12 protein-coding genes are annotated in these 13,931 nt (G+C 69.7%); 4 read left to right on the plus strand and 8 right to left on the minus strand.

What is annotated here, in order from left to right; genetic code table 11:
- Positions 1-159: 159 nt before the first annotated feature.
- The 3 genes from msrB to VGB75_02980 are packed head-to-tail and all read right to left on the minus strand — an operon-like array spanning position 160 to position 1,680.
- Positions 160-579: a peptide-methionine (R)-S-oxide reductase MsrB gene (gene msrB / locus VGB75_02970; protein HEY0165981.1), complete on the minus strand. Its 420-nt coding sequence runs from the start codon at positions 577-579 to the stop codon at positions 160-162.
- 36 nt (positions 580-615) lie between these two features.
- Positions 616-852, minus strand: a complete 237-nt coding sequence (locus VGB75_02975; protein ID HEY0165982.1) for a hypothetical protein — start codon at positions 850-852, stop codon at positions 616-618.
- Positions 853-897: 45 nt separating this feature from the next.
- Entirely contained in the window at positions 898-1,680 is a 783-nt protein-coding gene (locus VGB75_02980; GenBank protein ID HEY0165983.1) for a maleylpyruvate isomerase family mycothiol-dependent enzyme, read from the minus strand.
- Positions 1,681-1,739: 59 nt separating this feature from the next.
- On the opposite strand from VGB75_02980, the gene ligD reads away from it, so the two are divergent.
- Positions 1,740-2,747 (plus strand): non-homologous end-joining DNA ligase, encoded by a 1,008-nt coding sequence (gene ligD, locus VGB75_02985; GenBank protein HEY0165984.1) that lies wholly within the window; start codon positions 1,740-1,742, stop codon positions 2,745-2,747.
- Positions 2,748-2,766: 19 nt separating this feature from the next.
- Positions 2,767-3,414 carry a phosphoribosyltransferase family protein gene (locus VGB75_02990; protein HEY0165985.1) on the plus strand — a complete coding sequence of 216 codons (648 nt, stop codon included), beginning with the start codon at positions 2,767-2,769 and terminating at the stop codon, positions 3,412-3,414.
- Between the two features lie 420 nt (positions 3,415-3,834).
- Here the strand turns inward: VGB75_02990 and VGB75_02995 are convergent, their stop codons facing one another.
- Positions 3,835-4,494, minus strand: a complete 660-nt coding sequence (locus tag VGB75_02995) for a DUF6338 family protein (protein ID HEY0165986.1) — start codon at positions 4,492-4,494, stop codon at positions 3,835-3,837.
- A gap of 317 nt (positions 4,495-4,811) precedes the next feature.
- Here VGB75_02995 and VGB75_03000 point away from each other — a divergent pair, with 317 nt between their 5' ends.
- Entirely contained in the window at positions 4,812-5,735 is a 924-nt protein-coding gene (locus VGB75_03000; GenBank protein HEY0165987.1) for a DUF5996 family protein, read from the plus strand.
- A gap of 32 nt (positions 5,736-5,767) precedes the next feature.
- Here the strand turns inward: VGB75_03000 and VGB75_03005 are convergent, their stop codons facing one another.
- The 3 genes from VGB75_03005 to VGB75_03015 form a co-directional block, all read right to left on the minus strand.
- Positions 5,768-10,057: a DUF4157 domain-containing protein gene (locus VGB75_03005; protein ID HEY0165988.1), complete on the minus strand. Its 4,290-nt coding sequence runs from the start codon at positions 10,055-10,057 to the stop codon at positions 5,768-5,770.
- Positions 10,058-10,231: 174 nt separating this feature from the next.
- Positions 10,232-11,065, minus strand: a complete 834-nt coding sequence (locus tag VGB75_03010) for a DMT family transporter (protein ID HEY0165989.1) — start codon at positions 11,063-11,065, stop codon at positions 10,232-10,234.
- Positions 11,066-11,084: 19 nt separating this feature from the next.
- Positions 11,085-12,431: an alpha/beta hydrolase gene (locus VGB75_03015; GenBank protein HEY0165990.1), complete on the minus strand. Its 1,347-nt coding sequence runs from the start codon at positions 12,429-12,431 to the stop codon at positions 11,085-11,087.
- On the opposite strand from VGB75_03015, the gene VGB75_03020 reads away from it, so the two are divergent.
- The gene (locus VGB75_03020) at positions 12,430-12,687 is read left to right on the plus strand and encodes a hypothetical protein (GenBank protein HEY0165991.1); all 258 of its coding nucleotides are present in this window, start codon (positions 12,430-12,432) and stop codon (positions 12,685-12,687) included. The genes VGB75_03015 and VGB75_03020 overlap by 2 nt on opposite strands.
- A 43-nt stretch (positions 12,688-12,730) precedes the next feature.
- On the opposite strand, the gene VGB75_03025 is transcribed toward VGB75_03020, so the two are convergent.
- The gene (locus VGB75_03025) at positions 12,731-13,879 is read right to left on the minus strand and encodes an ATP-dependent DNA ligase (protein HEY0165992.1); all 1,149 of its coding nucleotides are present in this window, start codon (positions 13,877-13,879) and stop codon (positions 12,731-12,733) included.
- Positions 13,880-13,931 lie beyond the last annotated feature (52 nt).

Genomic DNA, 13,931 nt, shown 5'->3' on the forward strand with positions numbered 1-13,931 from the left:
GCGTTAGCGTGGGACACGAAGGCCTCCGGTCAGTGAAGCGGTTCCTAGACAGCTCCACTTCACAACCGGAGGCCTTCCCTCGTCTCAACGACAGGCCGACGTCAGCTCAGACGGGACAACGTCCCTGGGCATCACACCTAGGCCTGGGCCATCAGCGGCTCAGCCGGCGTCGGTGAACCGCATGCTGATCGAGTTGATGCAGTACCGCAGGTCGGTCGGGGTGTCGTAACCCTCGCCCTCGAAGACGTGCCCGAGGTGGCTGTGGCAGTTGGCGCACAGCACCTCCACCCGGCGCATGCCGAGGGCGTTGTCGACCCGTTCGACGATCGCTGAGCCGGCTAGTGGCGAGAAGAAGCTCGGCCAGCCGCAGTGTGAGTCGAATTTTTGATCGGACCGGAACAGCTCGGCGCCGCAGGCCCGGCAGGAGTAAACGCCGGTTCGATGATTGTCGGTGTACTCGCCGGTGTAGGGCCGCTCGGTGCCAGCCTTGCGCAACACCGCGTACTCGGCCGGGGACAGCTCTGCTCGCCACTGCTCGTCGGTCTTGCTGACCCGGGGGGCGTTCTGGTCGGTGGTCATGCCTTCAACAGTACGCAGCGCAGACGCCCCGAGGGCTCACAAGCCGGTCAGGATGGCGAGCACGCTGAGCACGATCGGCGCAAGGATCAGCAGCACCAGCAGGATCGCCATCGGGCGTGAGACGGCCCCGCGGCGGCTCAGGCCGGAGGCGAAGTCGCCCATCATCTGGATCTCGCCCTCAGGCGAGTACGGGCTGACCGCCCGGTCCAGCTTGGGGTCTAGATAGACGATGTGCCGCCCGGTGACCGGGGGGCGCCGCAGCTCTTCATCCACCTGCACAGCATGCCTTGTTTCTGGTCGCGGCGTCAGGCGCGGGGGTCAGTCGGTGAAGGCCAACGCCCGGAACCGTGTCACCAGCCGCTCGGCGGCCGACTGGTCGCCAGACGCGCCGGGTGAGACCGGCAGCGGCGCCCGGCCGTAGAGCCACAGCAGCAGGTCCGAGGCGGCGCCGGTGATCCGGGGCAGCCCGGGGTCGGCTGCTCCGGCGCTGAAGGTCACCGTGCCGGGCAGGCTGTCATCGGTGAGAGTCCAGTCGACGCCGGCGTCGCTGGCCGCCAGCACCAGCGAGCCGTCCAGGTCCGGCAGCGGCGTCTCAGGGTGATAGCCCCGCACGGTGGACAGCGAGAAGGTCAGGAACTCATCGATCGCGTCGACCGACATCGCCGTCCCCAGGGTGATCTGGCGACCGAGCGCGTGCTCGGCGTCCCAGTGGTGCACCGCCGCTTCTTGCACCTGGTGCCTGAGGACGAAGCCGGCGTTCTGCTGGGCGGTGGCCCAGGTCCAACACGCGGCGGCCGGGTCCGCGGTGCCCAGCACCCGCACCAGGTGCGCGGCACCGGCTGAGAACCGGCTGATCAGCTGGTCGGGCTCGGGCCGCTGCGGCCCCTGCTCGTCCTGCGGCGGCGCCGACGGCAGCTCGGCCACGATCTTGGCCCAGAACCAGTGCACCTCGGTCACGTGCCAGACCAGGTCGGCCATCGTCCAGCCGGGGCAGTGCTCGATCGGCGCGTTCAGGTCCGTCTCGGCGGCCCGGGCCAGCCCGGCGCTGTGCTCAGCGATCTCGGCCAGCGGGTCGAAGCCGGCGGGTTGCGATGTCGTCACGGATGGAAAATAGCGTCAGGGTCCGACACTCACCACCGGATATCGCCTACCGTTCGGATATGGCATCGCCGTTCACCGAGCTCCAGGTCGGAGACCGGACCGTCAAGATCACCAACCCGGACCGGGTCTACTTTCCGGCGACCGGCGCCACCAAGCTGGACCTGGCCGAGTACTACATCGCGGTCGGCGACGGCATCGTCCGGGCGTTGCGTGAGCGGCCCTGCATGCTGCACCGCTTCCCCGACGGCACCGGCGGCGAGCGGATCTATCAGAAGCGGCTGCCCAAGGGGGCCCCGGACTGGGTCGAGACCGTGCAGGTGCGCTTTCCGTCTGGGCGCACCGCCGACGAGTTGTGCGTCACCGAGCTGGCCAGCGTGATCTGGGCGGTGCAGATGTCCAGCGTCGAGTTCCACCCGTGGCACTCGCGCCGGGCCGACACCGAGCGCCCGGACGAGCTGCGCATCGACCTGGACCCCCAACCTGGAACCGACTTCGCCGACGCCGTCGAGGTCGCCGGCTTGGTGCGCGAGCTGCTGGACGAGCTGGGCGCGGTCGGCTGGCCCAAGACCTCGGGCTCCAAGGGCCTGCACATCTACCTGCGGATCCATCCCGAGCACGGCTTCACCCAGGTCCGCCGGGCGGCGCTGGCCTTCGCCCGCGAGGTCGAGCGCCGGGTGCCGGAGCTGGTGACCACCAAGTGGTGGAAGGAGGAGCGCGGCGAGCAGATCTTCATCGACTACAACCAGAACGCCCGGGACCGCACCATCGCCTCGGCGTACTCGATCCGGGCCAGCACCGGCCTGGTGTCGGCGCCGATCAGCTGGGACGAGTTGGCCGGGGTCCGGATGCAGGACTACACGATGGCCACCATGCCCGCCCGGTTCGCCGAGCTGGGCGACCTGCATGCCGGCATCGACGACGCGCCCTTCGACATCTCCGAGCTGCTGGACTGGTCAGAGCGCGACGAGCACGAGCTCGGCGAGGGCGACGCGCCGTACCCGCCGAACTTCCCCAAGATGGAGGGCGAGCCGATGCGGGTGCAGCCCAGCCGGGCCAAGAAGCACTAGGCCGCACGGGAGGCGAGGAGTGATCGTCTTCGCTGATCGGGTCGAGGCCGGCCGGCGGTTGGCCGGTCAGCTGGAGTTCCTGCGCTCGCGGGACGTGGTGGTCCTCGGGCTGCCCCGAGGCGGCGTGCCGGTGGCCTTCGAGGTGGCCAGGGCACTGGCCGCCCCGCTGGACGTCCTGGTCGTGCGCAAGCTCGGCGTTCCGCGCCAGCCGGAGCTGGCGATGGGCGCGGTGGGTGAGGACGGCGCGCGGGTGGTCAATCTCGAGGTGCTCGCCGACGCCGGCGTCGGGGCTGCCGACTTCGCGCTGGTGGAGCGACGCGAGCGGGCCGCGCTGGAGGCTCAGGTCGTCCGGCTCAGGCAGGCGCGAGCGCGTCTGGAGCTGACCGGTCGGACCGCCCTGCTCGTCGACGACGGGATGGCGACCGGCGCCACCGCTCGCGCCGCCTGCCTGACAGCCCGCCAGCTGGGCGCCGCCAGGGTCGTCCTCGCCGTGCCGGTGGCGCCCCTGGCGGCGATCCAGGACTTTCCCGAGGCCGACGCCGTCAGTTGCGTCTGCACGCCTGACCCCTTCCGAGCCGTCGGTGCCCACTACCGCGACTTCTCCGCGGTCACCGAGGACGCGGTGCTCGACCTGCTCTACGACGCCGCCCGTTGGGCGCCTGAGTGATCTGAGCTTTCTACTTCTTACGCGCGTCTCGGCTAGTCCTGGCTTGCCTCAAAGAGGAAGCAGCGCTTGTCCTTGCAGTGCCAGCGGCTTTTGCGACAGATCTGCCAGTTCGGGCCGATCTTGCCACTTGGGCGGGCTTCTGGTCATGGTGCGTGCCTGCAGAGTGCCTACGTGATGATTCAGACGTCTTCGTCGGCTCACCAGGTGCTGGTGTGCGCGGGGGAGGTGGTAGCGCGCTCCGGACCTCACCGCCGCTTGCGTATCCGCTGCCCGGGACTCTGCGGTCAACCATGGGAGGCCTCATCTGTGGGAGGCGGAGGCTTCGCCGGCGCCGGCGCGGTTGGCGGGGGTGGCAACGTAGTACGCGGCCGACCCGAGGTGGGATACCCGTCGTGGGTGAGTTCGCTGTCTGGACTCTGCTCACGTGTCATCGGCGCTCACCTCCGTGAATTCGAGTATTTCCAACTCTTCCCAGCGTACAAGGAGCCAGCCGTCGAGGGTCTGCGCGCTGCCGTCGGCCGCTGTCACGTAGTCGCCTGATTCAGGATCGATGTCGACCCTGCGAGTTATCAGTAGATCTTGGTCGTGAGGGAACCCCGCCGCGTAAGACTTACGCCCGTCCGGTGCTGTGCCGAAGTAGCCGGCAATCCATTGGCCTGACTTGAGCCTGGCCCGAATAAAGCCCTCAGGTCCACGCGCGAAAAGGTCATCCCAAGCTCGAGGAGGCTGCGCGCCACCGAGTGCCCATGCTAGCCACTTCGGTCGACTCCGCCACGCTTGTCCCAGGAGGAAACCTGCCAGGGCCGGCACGAGAAGGTAGGTCAGGGCGAGCATCTCGACCTGCCAGCCGCTGAGTTCACCCCTGCCTAATTTGCCACTGCGAAAAAGGTCTACATAAGCTCGGTACTCGGCGAAAGCAAAGACGGCGTGAAACACAGCACTAGCTGATAGAAACCGAATGATGCGGTCAGTGAAGTTGACGCCGAAGGATCCGACCTGGCGTTCGTAGGTGAACACGTAAACCGCTCCTGGCAGTAATGCGAGGAGGGTCGCGAAGAAAGCTTGAAAGCTTTCGAGCACTCACCTCTCCCGCCTACTGCCAGTCCAGTCGTGTGTGCGAACCGTACCGGGATCCAGCTACGGGTGGCTGGAATACCGCAGGGCTGTGGACGGGCGTCGTCAACCGTGCGGGCTGCGGGACAGCAGCAGCAGATCACGCTACGACGATGCTCAGCCGACCCGTGGAAGGGCACTGGTGTCCACCAGTGCCAGGCTGTGCCGGTTGGCCAGCGGGAAGACAGTCACGCTAGGACTCAGCCCCGCCTTTGCCGGCAGTCGAGCACTTGGCGCGAGTAGCGTTTCACGCAGTGCTGGCGACGAGCAGGAAGTGAGCGACCATGTTGTTCCCGCCGATGCCGCTGGCCGAGTGGCAGGACACCAAGCAGACGCTACATCGCTTCCTGCAGATCGCCGGCAAGGTGCGCCTGGAGCAGAGCCCGCTGCGCAATCATTGGTGGAACGTCCCCTTTCACCTGACTGCCCGCGGGCTCACGTCTCGGCCGATGGGCACGGACACCTTCTTCACGATCGACTTCGACTTCGTCGAGCACCTGCTGCGCGTCGAGTGCAGCACCGGGCAGCGCGTGTCGTTCGGCCTGACGAACCTGTCGGTGGCCGAGTTCTACCGGCAGTTGCTCGACACGCTCGCCTCGGTCGGCTACGACGTGCAGATCGCCCAGCCCGCGCCCTTCGACCTGGCCGACAGCACCCCCTTCGCCGAGGACTTCCACCACGACACCTACATCGCCGAGCACGCTAACCGGTACTGGCAGATCCTGGGGCAGGTGTCGCTGGTGCTGGAGGAGTTCGCCGGTCGCAGCTATGCCAAGACCAGTCCGGTGCATCACTTCTGGCACACCATGGACATCGCGGTCACCCGGTTCTCCGACCGGATCGCCGATCTGCCCGACGGCGTCGACCCGGTCACCCGGGAGGCGTACTCGCACGAGGTGATCAGCGCCGGGTTCTGGTTCGGCGACGACGAGTTCGCCGAACCGGCGTTTTACAGCTACACCGCCCCGGAACCGGCCGGGCTGGCCGAGGAGCCGCTGAGCCCGGCCCAGGCCAGCTGGGTCCGCAGAGGCAGCTCGCACCTTGCCCTGCTGCGCTACGACGACGCCCGCGCCAGCGCCGATCCCCGGGCCGCCGTCCTGGAGTTCCTGGAGAGCGCCTATCTGGCAGGCGCCCACCGGGCCGGCTGGGACATCGAGGGCCTGCGCCATCCACGGGCCGCGCCGCTCACGCCGTCACCGGGCGGCTAGCGCTCACAGCGCCGCCGCCCGACCGCGCCGGCTCAGCGCTGTTCGAACTGGATCCACTGGTTGCCCTCGACGGCGTCGCCGCCGACGACCTTGGGCGCCCACGTCCCCCGCAGCAGGCCGTAGCCGAAGTGCACGTTGTGCACGTTGACGACGACGACGGTGTCAGCGCCCCTGGCGTTGACGACCTCGGCGGAGTAGGTGTCGGCGCCCAGGACCTGCGGCGAGCTGACCCGGCCGGTCGTGTCGAGCAGGATCACCCTGGTGCCTGCCGCGCCCAGCTGATCGAGCAGGTAGGGGATGGCGGCCGCGTTGAGGAACCCGTCGCGCTCGACACCGATCCGCCGGTGCCGCACGTTGACGCCGATCTCGGCGATCTCCTCCTCGGACTTGACCAGGCGTAGCGCGTGCGCGATCGAGTAGATCAGGCAGTTGTCAGCCGTGCCCGGACTGTTGTGCAGCGTCAGGTACCTGTCCAGGCCGACGGTGGCTCCGACCGACTCGAAGTCGGTCTGGGCCGCTTGGGTGCGCAGGCTTTCCAGCATGGCCTCGCGCTGGCCCGGCCAGTCGACGTCGGCAGAGGGCGATGACTCGCCATTCAGCGCTTCAGCCTTGCCCGAACCGGGCTCGGAGGCGAGTCCGGTCGCCGGCCCCTTGCCGGTCCGGCGCTCGGGCGGCGGCATCACCAAGCCCAGGTCGGCTAGGCGCCGCTCCCAGGGGATCAGCGCCGACAGGTCCGGATCGGCCCACGGCCGCTGGGCGACAACCTCGCGAGCGGCGCGGGTCGCGTTCCACCGGTGCGCCTTCATCAGGTACGCCGCGAGCACCGTGGCGCTGCGGTTCTTGCCCTCCACGCAGTGCACCAGGATTCCGCCCTTGCTGGCCGCGGCGATCTTCTGGCTGGCCCACTCGAACAGGCCGTTGTTGTAACCGACCACGTTGACCCGCTCGTAGCTCACACCGGGCGCCTGCGGAAACACGTACTGGCAGCAGTTCAGGACGGCGCCGACGTTCTCCTGCTGCCACTGCAGGTCCATCGCGCTCTTCCAGCCGGACAGGTAGAGGCCGGGCTCGATCGCCGACGGTTGCTCGGCGGAGGCGAAGCGGTACACGAAGTCGGTCCACAGCGGCGAGTCCAACGGCACCTCCGCCAGCTCCGGAAGCAGCTCCAGCAGGGTCGAGGCGTTGGCCTGCTTCTGCAGGGTCTGCTCGGCGACCTTCGCCCAGCTCATGCCAGGCGCGACCCGCACGCCCAGCGCGCGCAGGATCTCGGTCTCGCGAGCGTTCGGCCCGGTCCTGGTGTGCTCGGCGGAGCTGCCGGCGTAGGACTCCAGATCCCAATCACCCTTGCTCTCAAGGTACTTCTCGCTCGGCTGCCAGCCGCGCGGATCGGTCCTGTCGGCGTCGGAGCGCAAGTCCAGGCCGCCGCTGGAGTTCTGGTCCTCGAAGCTGAGCTGCTCCGGAATCCGCACCTGCTGCGGCAGGCCCAGCTCCGGCGCCGAAGGCGTCTTCTCCTTGTGCAACGAGGGAATCGCCACGCATTGCAGGGCCGCGCTCCAGCTGAGCACCGCCTCCAGCGAGTTGGCCTCGCGCTCGCCCTCGTGCTCGGCGTGCTCGCGGCCCAGCAACAAGTGATCGCCGTGCGGGGGAGCCATCGAGCCGGATGTGAGCCGGCGGCCGATCTCGCGCTGGACCTTGCTGTCCTCCAGCGGCAGCCGCGCCTGGATGCAGCCGCTGACGACGCTGGTGGGCGCGTAGACCCGCAGCAGCTCCGGCGGCTTCTTGTCCTTCTTCTCCAGCGACTCGTCCTTCTTCAGGTAACCCGAAGCCGTCGCCACGTCCGGCGCCACGTAGACGCCGCGCCACGGGTCATCGGCCTTGCGGGTGCCGGTGTCGAGGAAACCGGTCGCCTTGATGCTGGTGGCGGCGTCACCGTCGGTGCCGTGGTAACCGACGAAGGAGTAGCCGTGCGAGAGCAGGTAGTGATGCGCCGCCGCCAGCTGCTCCTCCTCGGCGATCGGTCCGGCGGCCAGCACTGTGGCCAGGTCCTTGCGGGTCTGCTCGGCGCTGGTCGCGCCGGATCGAAGCGCCAGCATCAGCCGGCCGTACAGCTCGGGGCTGGTGACCGGCGCCATCCCGAACTGCTCGGCGACGTGCTGGATCTCGATCAGGCTGTGCGCCGAGATCGGCAGCAGGTAGCCCGTGGCTGCGAGCATGACCTCCTCCAGGCTGAGCTGCGGGCGCAGGCCGAGCAGCTCGGTCATCTCGAACAGCTCGAAGGTGTGAGTCGACGGCCCGGACCGCACCGGGAAGCCCTGCTCCTGCTTCTCCTTCACCCACGGGTGATCGGGGTCGACGGCGACCTTCTTCGAACCCATCTCGAACTGCGGGATGTCAGTGCCCCAGTGCTCGCGTTCCCTGTCGCTGAACGGGATGCCGACATCGGACTCGCTGCGCTCGTTGACCGCGGACGGGCCGCCGACGAGGGGCTTGACGATCGAGTCCTTCAGCTCCCTGAGGGCCTGCTGCTCCCTGCTGGGCATGCCGGTGGTTCCCACCTCGATCAGCAGCCGCAGCTGGTGCGCGTCGAAGCGCGCCGCCTGAGCGGCTTGCCGGGCCTCTGCCGCGCTGGCCTGCTCGATCAGCAGGTTGGCCAGCACGTTGCCGAAGTTGAGCACGTGGGTGAGCCGCTCGTGCAGGGTGCCCTCGCGCAGCGCGGCTTCGACGGTGGCGGCCTTGACGCCGACCGCCCCTGCCGTGGCGAGGCTGGCAGTGCCGATCTGGACGAACAGGTCGGGTGAGCTGCGCCTGGCGGAGTACTCCCTGATGAAGGCGAGCACCCGTTCGCTCATCGCCTCGGCCACCCCGAGGCTCAGCCGGTGGCGGGCGGCCAGCTTGCCGATCTCGTCCTCGTACTGCTCGGACTGCGGCAGCGAGCCTGCCAGCGAGGTGACCGCGACCGGTGTGCCGCCAGGCTGCTGCGCCAGGGTGTCGACCGACTTCTCGACCACCGTGGCCGACTTGGCCGCGGCGGATGTGACGGCCAGTTCGGTGGCCTGGGCCCGGCGGATCTGACCGATCATGTTCCAGATCTCGAAGTCCTGCTTGAACTCCGTGCCCAGCGGGATGGCCCGCCACGCCGCCAGGTCCAGCGGGTCCTCGGCGAAGCCCGGGAACTTGGCCCGCATCCGCTTGAGCAGCTCGTCCCTGCTGAGCCAGGCGCCGCCGTGCTTGAGCGCGGGCGCGCCCGGCACATCGACGACCGGCTTGCCAGCGCTCTCGAACAGCCCCGTGGCCAGCCCCTGTAGCTTCGCGACGCCCTGCTCGAAGCCGATCATGGCCAGCGTCTGGCCTACCGCCTCCGCCAGGCTCTGCTCGGAGTCCAGCGGCGTGACGCCGCGCTCGCCCAGCCAGGCCACCAGGTCGAACTCGGCCTCCAGCTCGGAGGCTTCCTGGTAGTCCGACAGCACCTCCTTCGGCACGGCGCACACCGTGGGCAGCCGCTCGATCAGCGCCTGAAGACGGGGGTCGGCAGGTTTGTACGTGCTCTGCTCGTAGGCGAAGAGCCGTCGAATCGGGGCGTCGGAGCCGGCGACCGGCGCCTGCGCCGACTCGGCCTGCCGCCGCGCCGACTCGGCCTGCCGTCGCAGTGCGGGCAGCGGGGCCAGGCACTCGGCGTGCGCCACCGACGGCGCGGGCCGGGCCTGTCGGCGCAGCGCCGACACCACCTGGCTGGCGACCCGGTCGGCGTGCGCCTCGGCCGGATCGTCGGCGCGGCCGATCACCGGCCCGCCCGGGACCTCAGTGTGCTGCTGGGCGACGTGAGCGAGCTCGTGCGCCAGCGTGTGCTGGCCGGTCGGGCTGCCCGGGGAGTACGCGCCCGCGCTGAAGTAGACATCTGAACCGGCGGTGAACGCCGTGGCGTCGATCGAGCGCGACAGCCGGTCGGCCTCGGCGTCGGTGTGGATGCGGACGGCCCCCAGGTCGATGCCGAGCTGGCCGCCGAAGTCGGCGGCCACTGCGGGAGGCAGCGCCTGACCGGCGCCGCGACGGCGCCGCAGCGCCTGGCTGAGGTCATCGGGAACCGCCTGGCCGCCCAGCCGGTCCTCCCCGTTGCTCGAACGTCGCAGCGCGCGGCCGTCCTGCCCCGGCCGGGGGTGGGAGAGGCCCGGGAGGCCCAGCAGGATGGCAGAGAGCTGGTCGGCGGCGCCGGATTCGGCGGACACGAGCGCCTCGGGGACGGGGGAGTGGGAGTCCGAGGACTGCTTGCCGGCTCGGGCGCTGTCGCGGTCCGGTGTGGCTGAGGCGAGCCCGGCCTCGGTCATAGGACTCCTTGCTGGTGACCCCGATGTCAATTTCGTGTCAAGTGTAGGGGGCCGCGCGTGGGGATGCCGCTGATTCCGAGCACAGGCGCACCGGGGCGGCATGAGGCCCGGGGCGTCGTGAGGCTGGCGCCGCGCCGGTCGGAGCCATCGGCCCGACCATGTGCGCAGGCGGGGCTAGCGGGTCAGCAGCACGACCGCGACGGCGGCCAGGCCCAGCCCGACCCGTTGGGCGGCGCCGGGCCGCTCCTTGAGGATGAGCACCGCCAGCAGCACCGTGGCGGCCGGATACAGCGAGCTGATCACACCGGACAGCGACAGCAGGCCGTGCCGGCTGGCCAGCAGGAAGCTCAGGTTCGCCACGGCGTCGACCACCCCGGCCGTCATCGCCAGGCCGAGCACCGGCCGAGGCATCCGGACGAAGCCCGCGAAGGCGGCGGCCAGCGGAAGCAGCAGCAGCCCCGCCGTCAACCGGGACAGCACCACCGGCCACATGCCGGAATCGGGGTCGGTGCGAGCCACGCAGAGGAAGTAGGCGCCGAACCCGACCCCGGCCAGCACCGCCATCGCCAGCGGTCTCCAGCCGATCGGCCCGTGCGGGTGGTCGGCCGGCTGGCGGCAGATCAAGGTGACCGCGACCAGGCCGAGCACGATGCCGCCCCAGGCCAGCAGATGGGGCCGCTCGCCCTGCACCACCCCGCCCACGATCGGGACCACCGCCGACATCACCGCGGTCAGCGGTGAGATCACGTTCATCGGAGCCTGCCCGAGCGCGGCGTAGAGCAGCGTTAGCCCGAGCAGGCCCGCCGCGCCGGCGAGCAGGCTCCAGGCCAGCGTGCCCGCTGACACCGGCCCGCCGTACATCGGCAGCAGGGCAGCCATCAGCGCCGCGCCGATCGGATAACTGACCAGCAGCACCGTGACAGCCGGAACCCGGCGGGACGCCAGGCCGCCGACGAAGTCGCCCACCCCGTACGCGGCGGCAGCGACCAGCGCGAAGAGAAGTGCCACCTAGGCCTGTCTCTGCGTCTCAGCCGCGGGGGCAGCTGTCACCGGACGCCGGTGGCCTGGCAGTGATCAGGTAGCTGTCGACCTTGCTGGTGACGCAGGCGGTCTTGGGATAGGCCGTGTGGCCTTCGCCCTCCCAGGTCAGCACCACCCCGGAGCCCAGCGCCTTGGCCAGCACGCCGGTCGCGGCGTATGGGGTGGCCGGGTCGTGCCGGGTGCCGATCACCAGGATCGGTGGCGCGCCAGGCGCCGACGCCGGCGGCAACGGGTGATCCGAACGCGGCCAGGAGTAGCACGAGTACAGCGAGGCGGCGGCGTTCGGCCCGAAGATCGGGTACTTCGAGATCCACTTGGACGCCACCGAGCCGACCAGCTCGTCGGTGATCTGCAGCGTCGAGTCGTTGCAGTTCACGGCCAGGTTGGCGTCGAGGATGTTGGAGTAGTGCCCGGTCTCCGGATCACGTTCCAGGTACTGGTCGGCCAGGGCGATGATCCCGGCGCCGTCGCCGTCCCGGGCCGCGTTCAGCGCCTGCCCCAGCTCGTTCCACTGGGACTGGTCATACAGCGCCGAGGCGACGCCGATCGTGACGATCCCGCCGGTGGCGCGCCTGCTCGCGCTCTGCCCGCTGCCCGGGATCGGCGCCCGGTCGGCGGCGGCGATCAACGTCCTGACGGCCGAGCGCGGATTGCCCAGGTCCGCGCAGTCCGGCCGCTTGAGGCAGTCGGCGGCGAACTGGTCGAAGGCGTCTTCGAAGGCCTTGGTCTGGCGCTCGCTGACGGTCAGCTCATCGGCCACCGGGTCGACCGCGCCGTCGAGCACCGCCGTCCGAATCCGGGTGGGGAACTGGTGGGCGTAGGCCGCTCCCAGCCGGGTGCCGTAGGAGTAACCCAGGTAGTTGAGCTTGGCGTCGCCGACCGCTTGCCGGATCAGGTCCATGTCGCGGGCGGTCTCTTCGGTGTTGAAGTGCCCCAGCTCCGATCCGTATTTGGTGACGCAGGACTTGACGACCGCGGCGGAGGCGGTCCGGGCCTGCGCCCGGCCGGCCGCGGTCCGAACGTCGGGGTTGGCGGCCGACAGTTGGTCCTTCTGCTTGTCGCTGATGCACTGCACGGGCTCTGACAGCCCGACGCCCCGCGGGTCGAAGCCCACCACGTCGAAGCGCTCGAGCAGCGAGTCGCTGAGCGCGCTCACCAGCCCGGCCGCCAAGTTCACCCCGGAGCCGCCAGGGCCCCCGGGATTGACCAGCAGCGAACCCGTCCGCTGAGTCTGCTTCTCACTGCGCACCCGGACGACGAAGACGTCGACGGTCTCGTCCTGGGGCCGGCTGTAGTCCAGCGGCGCCGCCAGCTTGCCGCAGGAGAACTGCATGGTCTTGGCCTTGGCCGAGCTGATCGCGGCGCGGAACTGCGCGCTGCAGTCGGAGAAGTCGATGCGAGCGGCCGGCGCCGATGACGAGCCGGCCGGTGACGAGCCCGCCGAAGCAGAGCTGCTCGCCGCCGACGTCGCGCTGCTGGCCGGCGGATCGGCCCGGTCGGTCGAGGTGCACGCCGCGGTCGCCAGCAGCGCCACGCCTGCGGTCAGCACGGACAGGCGGGTGAAAAGGCGGGTGGCAGGCACCCGTTGAGGCTAGCCGAGGCGCGGTCGGCGCCGGTTCGGGCCGAGCCGCCTCAGCCGCCGGTCGGCTCGCCCAGTCCGTTGACGATGTCGCTGAGCTTGAACGTCAGCGGCTGCTCGAGTTGTTCGTAAGTGCACGACTGCGGCGACCGGTCGGGCCGCCAACGGATGAACTGGGCGGTGTGGCGAAACCGCTCGCCCTCCATGTGGTCATAGCGCACCTCGACCACCCGCTCCGGGCGCAGCGGCGTGAACGACAGGTCCTTGCCGGCGTTCCAGCGCGACTGCTCGTTCTTGCGGGGCGTCCGCTCGCCGGCTTCGTGGGCCGCCCAGTTCCACGGATGCTCGTCGAAGTCGGCGACCAGCGGCTGCAGCTCTGCGAACAGCTCGCGTCGCCGGGCCATCGGAAAGGCGCCGATCACGCCGACGGAGTTGAGCACCCCCGCGTCGTTGTAGAGGCCCAGCATCAGCGAGCCGATCGCGTCCGGGCCGCTCTTGTGCACCCGGTAACCGGCCACCACGCAGTCGGCGGTCCGCTCGTGCTTGATCTTGAACATGACCCGCTTGTCAGGCTCGTAGACGCCGGTCAGCGGCTTGGCGATGACGCCGTCCAGGCCGGCGCCCTCGAACTCGCTGAACCAGCGCTGAGCCACCGCCAGGTCGGCGGTCACCGGGGTGAGGTGGATCGGCGCGCCGGCGCCGGCCAGTGCCTGCTCCAGCGCTGCTCGGCGCTCGGTGAAGGGCCGGCCGGTGTAGTCCTGATCATCGAGGGCGAGCAGGTCGAAGGCGATGAACGAAGCCGGGGTCTGCTTGCTCAGCAACCTCACCCGCGAGTCGGCGGGGTGGATGCGCTGCTGCAAGGCCTCGAAGTCCAGGCCGGCGTCGGTGGCGACCACGATCTCGCCGTCGATCACGCACCGTTGTGGCAGCTCGGCCTTGACGGCCTCGACCAGTTCGGGGAAGTACCGGGTCATCGGCTTCTCGTTGCGGCTGCCGAACTCCACCTCGTCGCCGTCGCGGAAGATGATCGAGCGGAAACCGTCCCAAGTGGGACGGTTTCTGCCGATCTCCACCTCGTCGCCGTCGCGGAAGATGACCGCCCGGAATCCGTCCCACTTCGGTTCGTAGCACTGCTGCGCCGGGATCTCGCTGACGGGCTTGGCCAGCATCGGCAGGATGGGCGGCATCACGGGCAGGTCCATGAGTGCATCGTCTCTCGTCGGCCGGTGATGCGGGGGGCAGGATCACCATCCG

The sequence above is a fragment of the Jatrophihabitans sp. genome (genome assembly GCA_036399055.1).
Taxonomy (GTDB): Bacteria; Actinomycetota; Actinomycetes; order Mycobacteriales; family Jatrophihabitantaceae; genus Jatrophihabitans_A.

What these genes read in the sequence shown, in the direction of transcription:
- VGB75_03000 (HEY0165987.1), top strand. Translation starts at nt 4,812, where the DNA reads ATGTTGTTCCCGCCGATGCCGCTGGCCGAGTGGCAGGACACCAAGCAG.
- ligD (HEY0165984.1), top strand. Translation starts at nt 1,740, where the DNA reads ATGGCATCGCCGTTCACCGAGCTCCAGGTCGGAGACCGGACCGTCAAG.
- msrB (HEY0165981.1), bottom strand. Translation starts at nt 579, where the DNA reads ATGACCACCGACCAGAACGCCCCCCGGGTCAGCAAGACCGACGAGCAG.
- VGB75_03015 (HEY0165990.1), bottom strand. Translation starts at nt 12,431, where the DNA reads ATGCAGTTCTCCTGCGGCAAGCTGGCGGCGCCGCTGGACTACAGCCGG.
- VGB75_03005 (HEY0165988.1), bottom strand. Translation starts at nt 10,057, where the DNA reads ATGACCGAGGCCGGGCTCGCCTCAGCCACACCGGACCGCGACAGCGCC.
- VGB75_03020 (HEY0165991.1), top strand. Translation starts at nt 12,430, where the DNA reads ATGGTCTTGGCCTTGGCCGAGCTGATCGCGGCGCGGAACTGCGCGCTG.
- VGB75_03025 (HEY0165992.1), bottom strand. Translation starts at nt 13,879, where the DNA reads ATGGACCTGCCCGTGATGCCGCCCATCCTGCCGATGCTGGCCAAGCCC.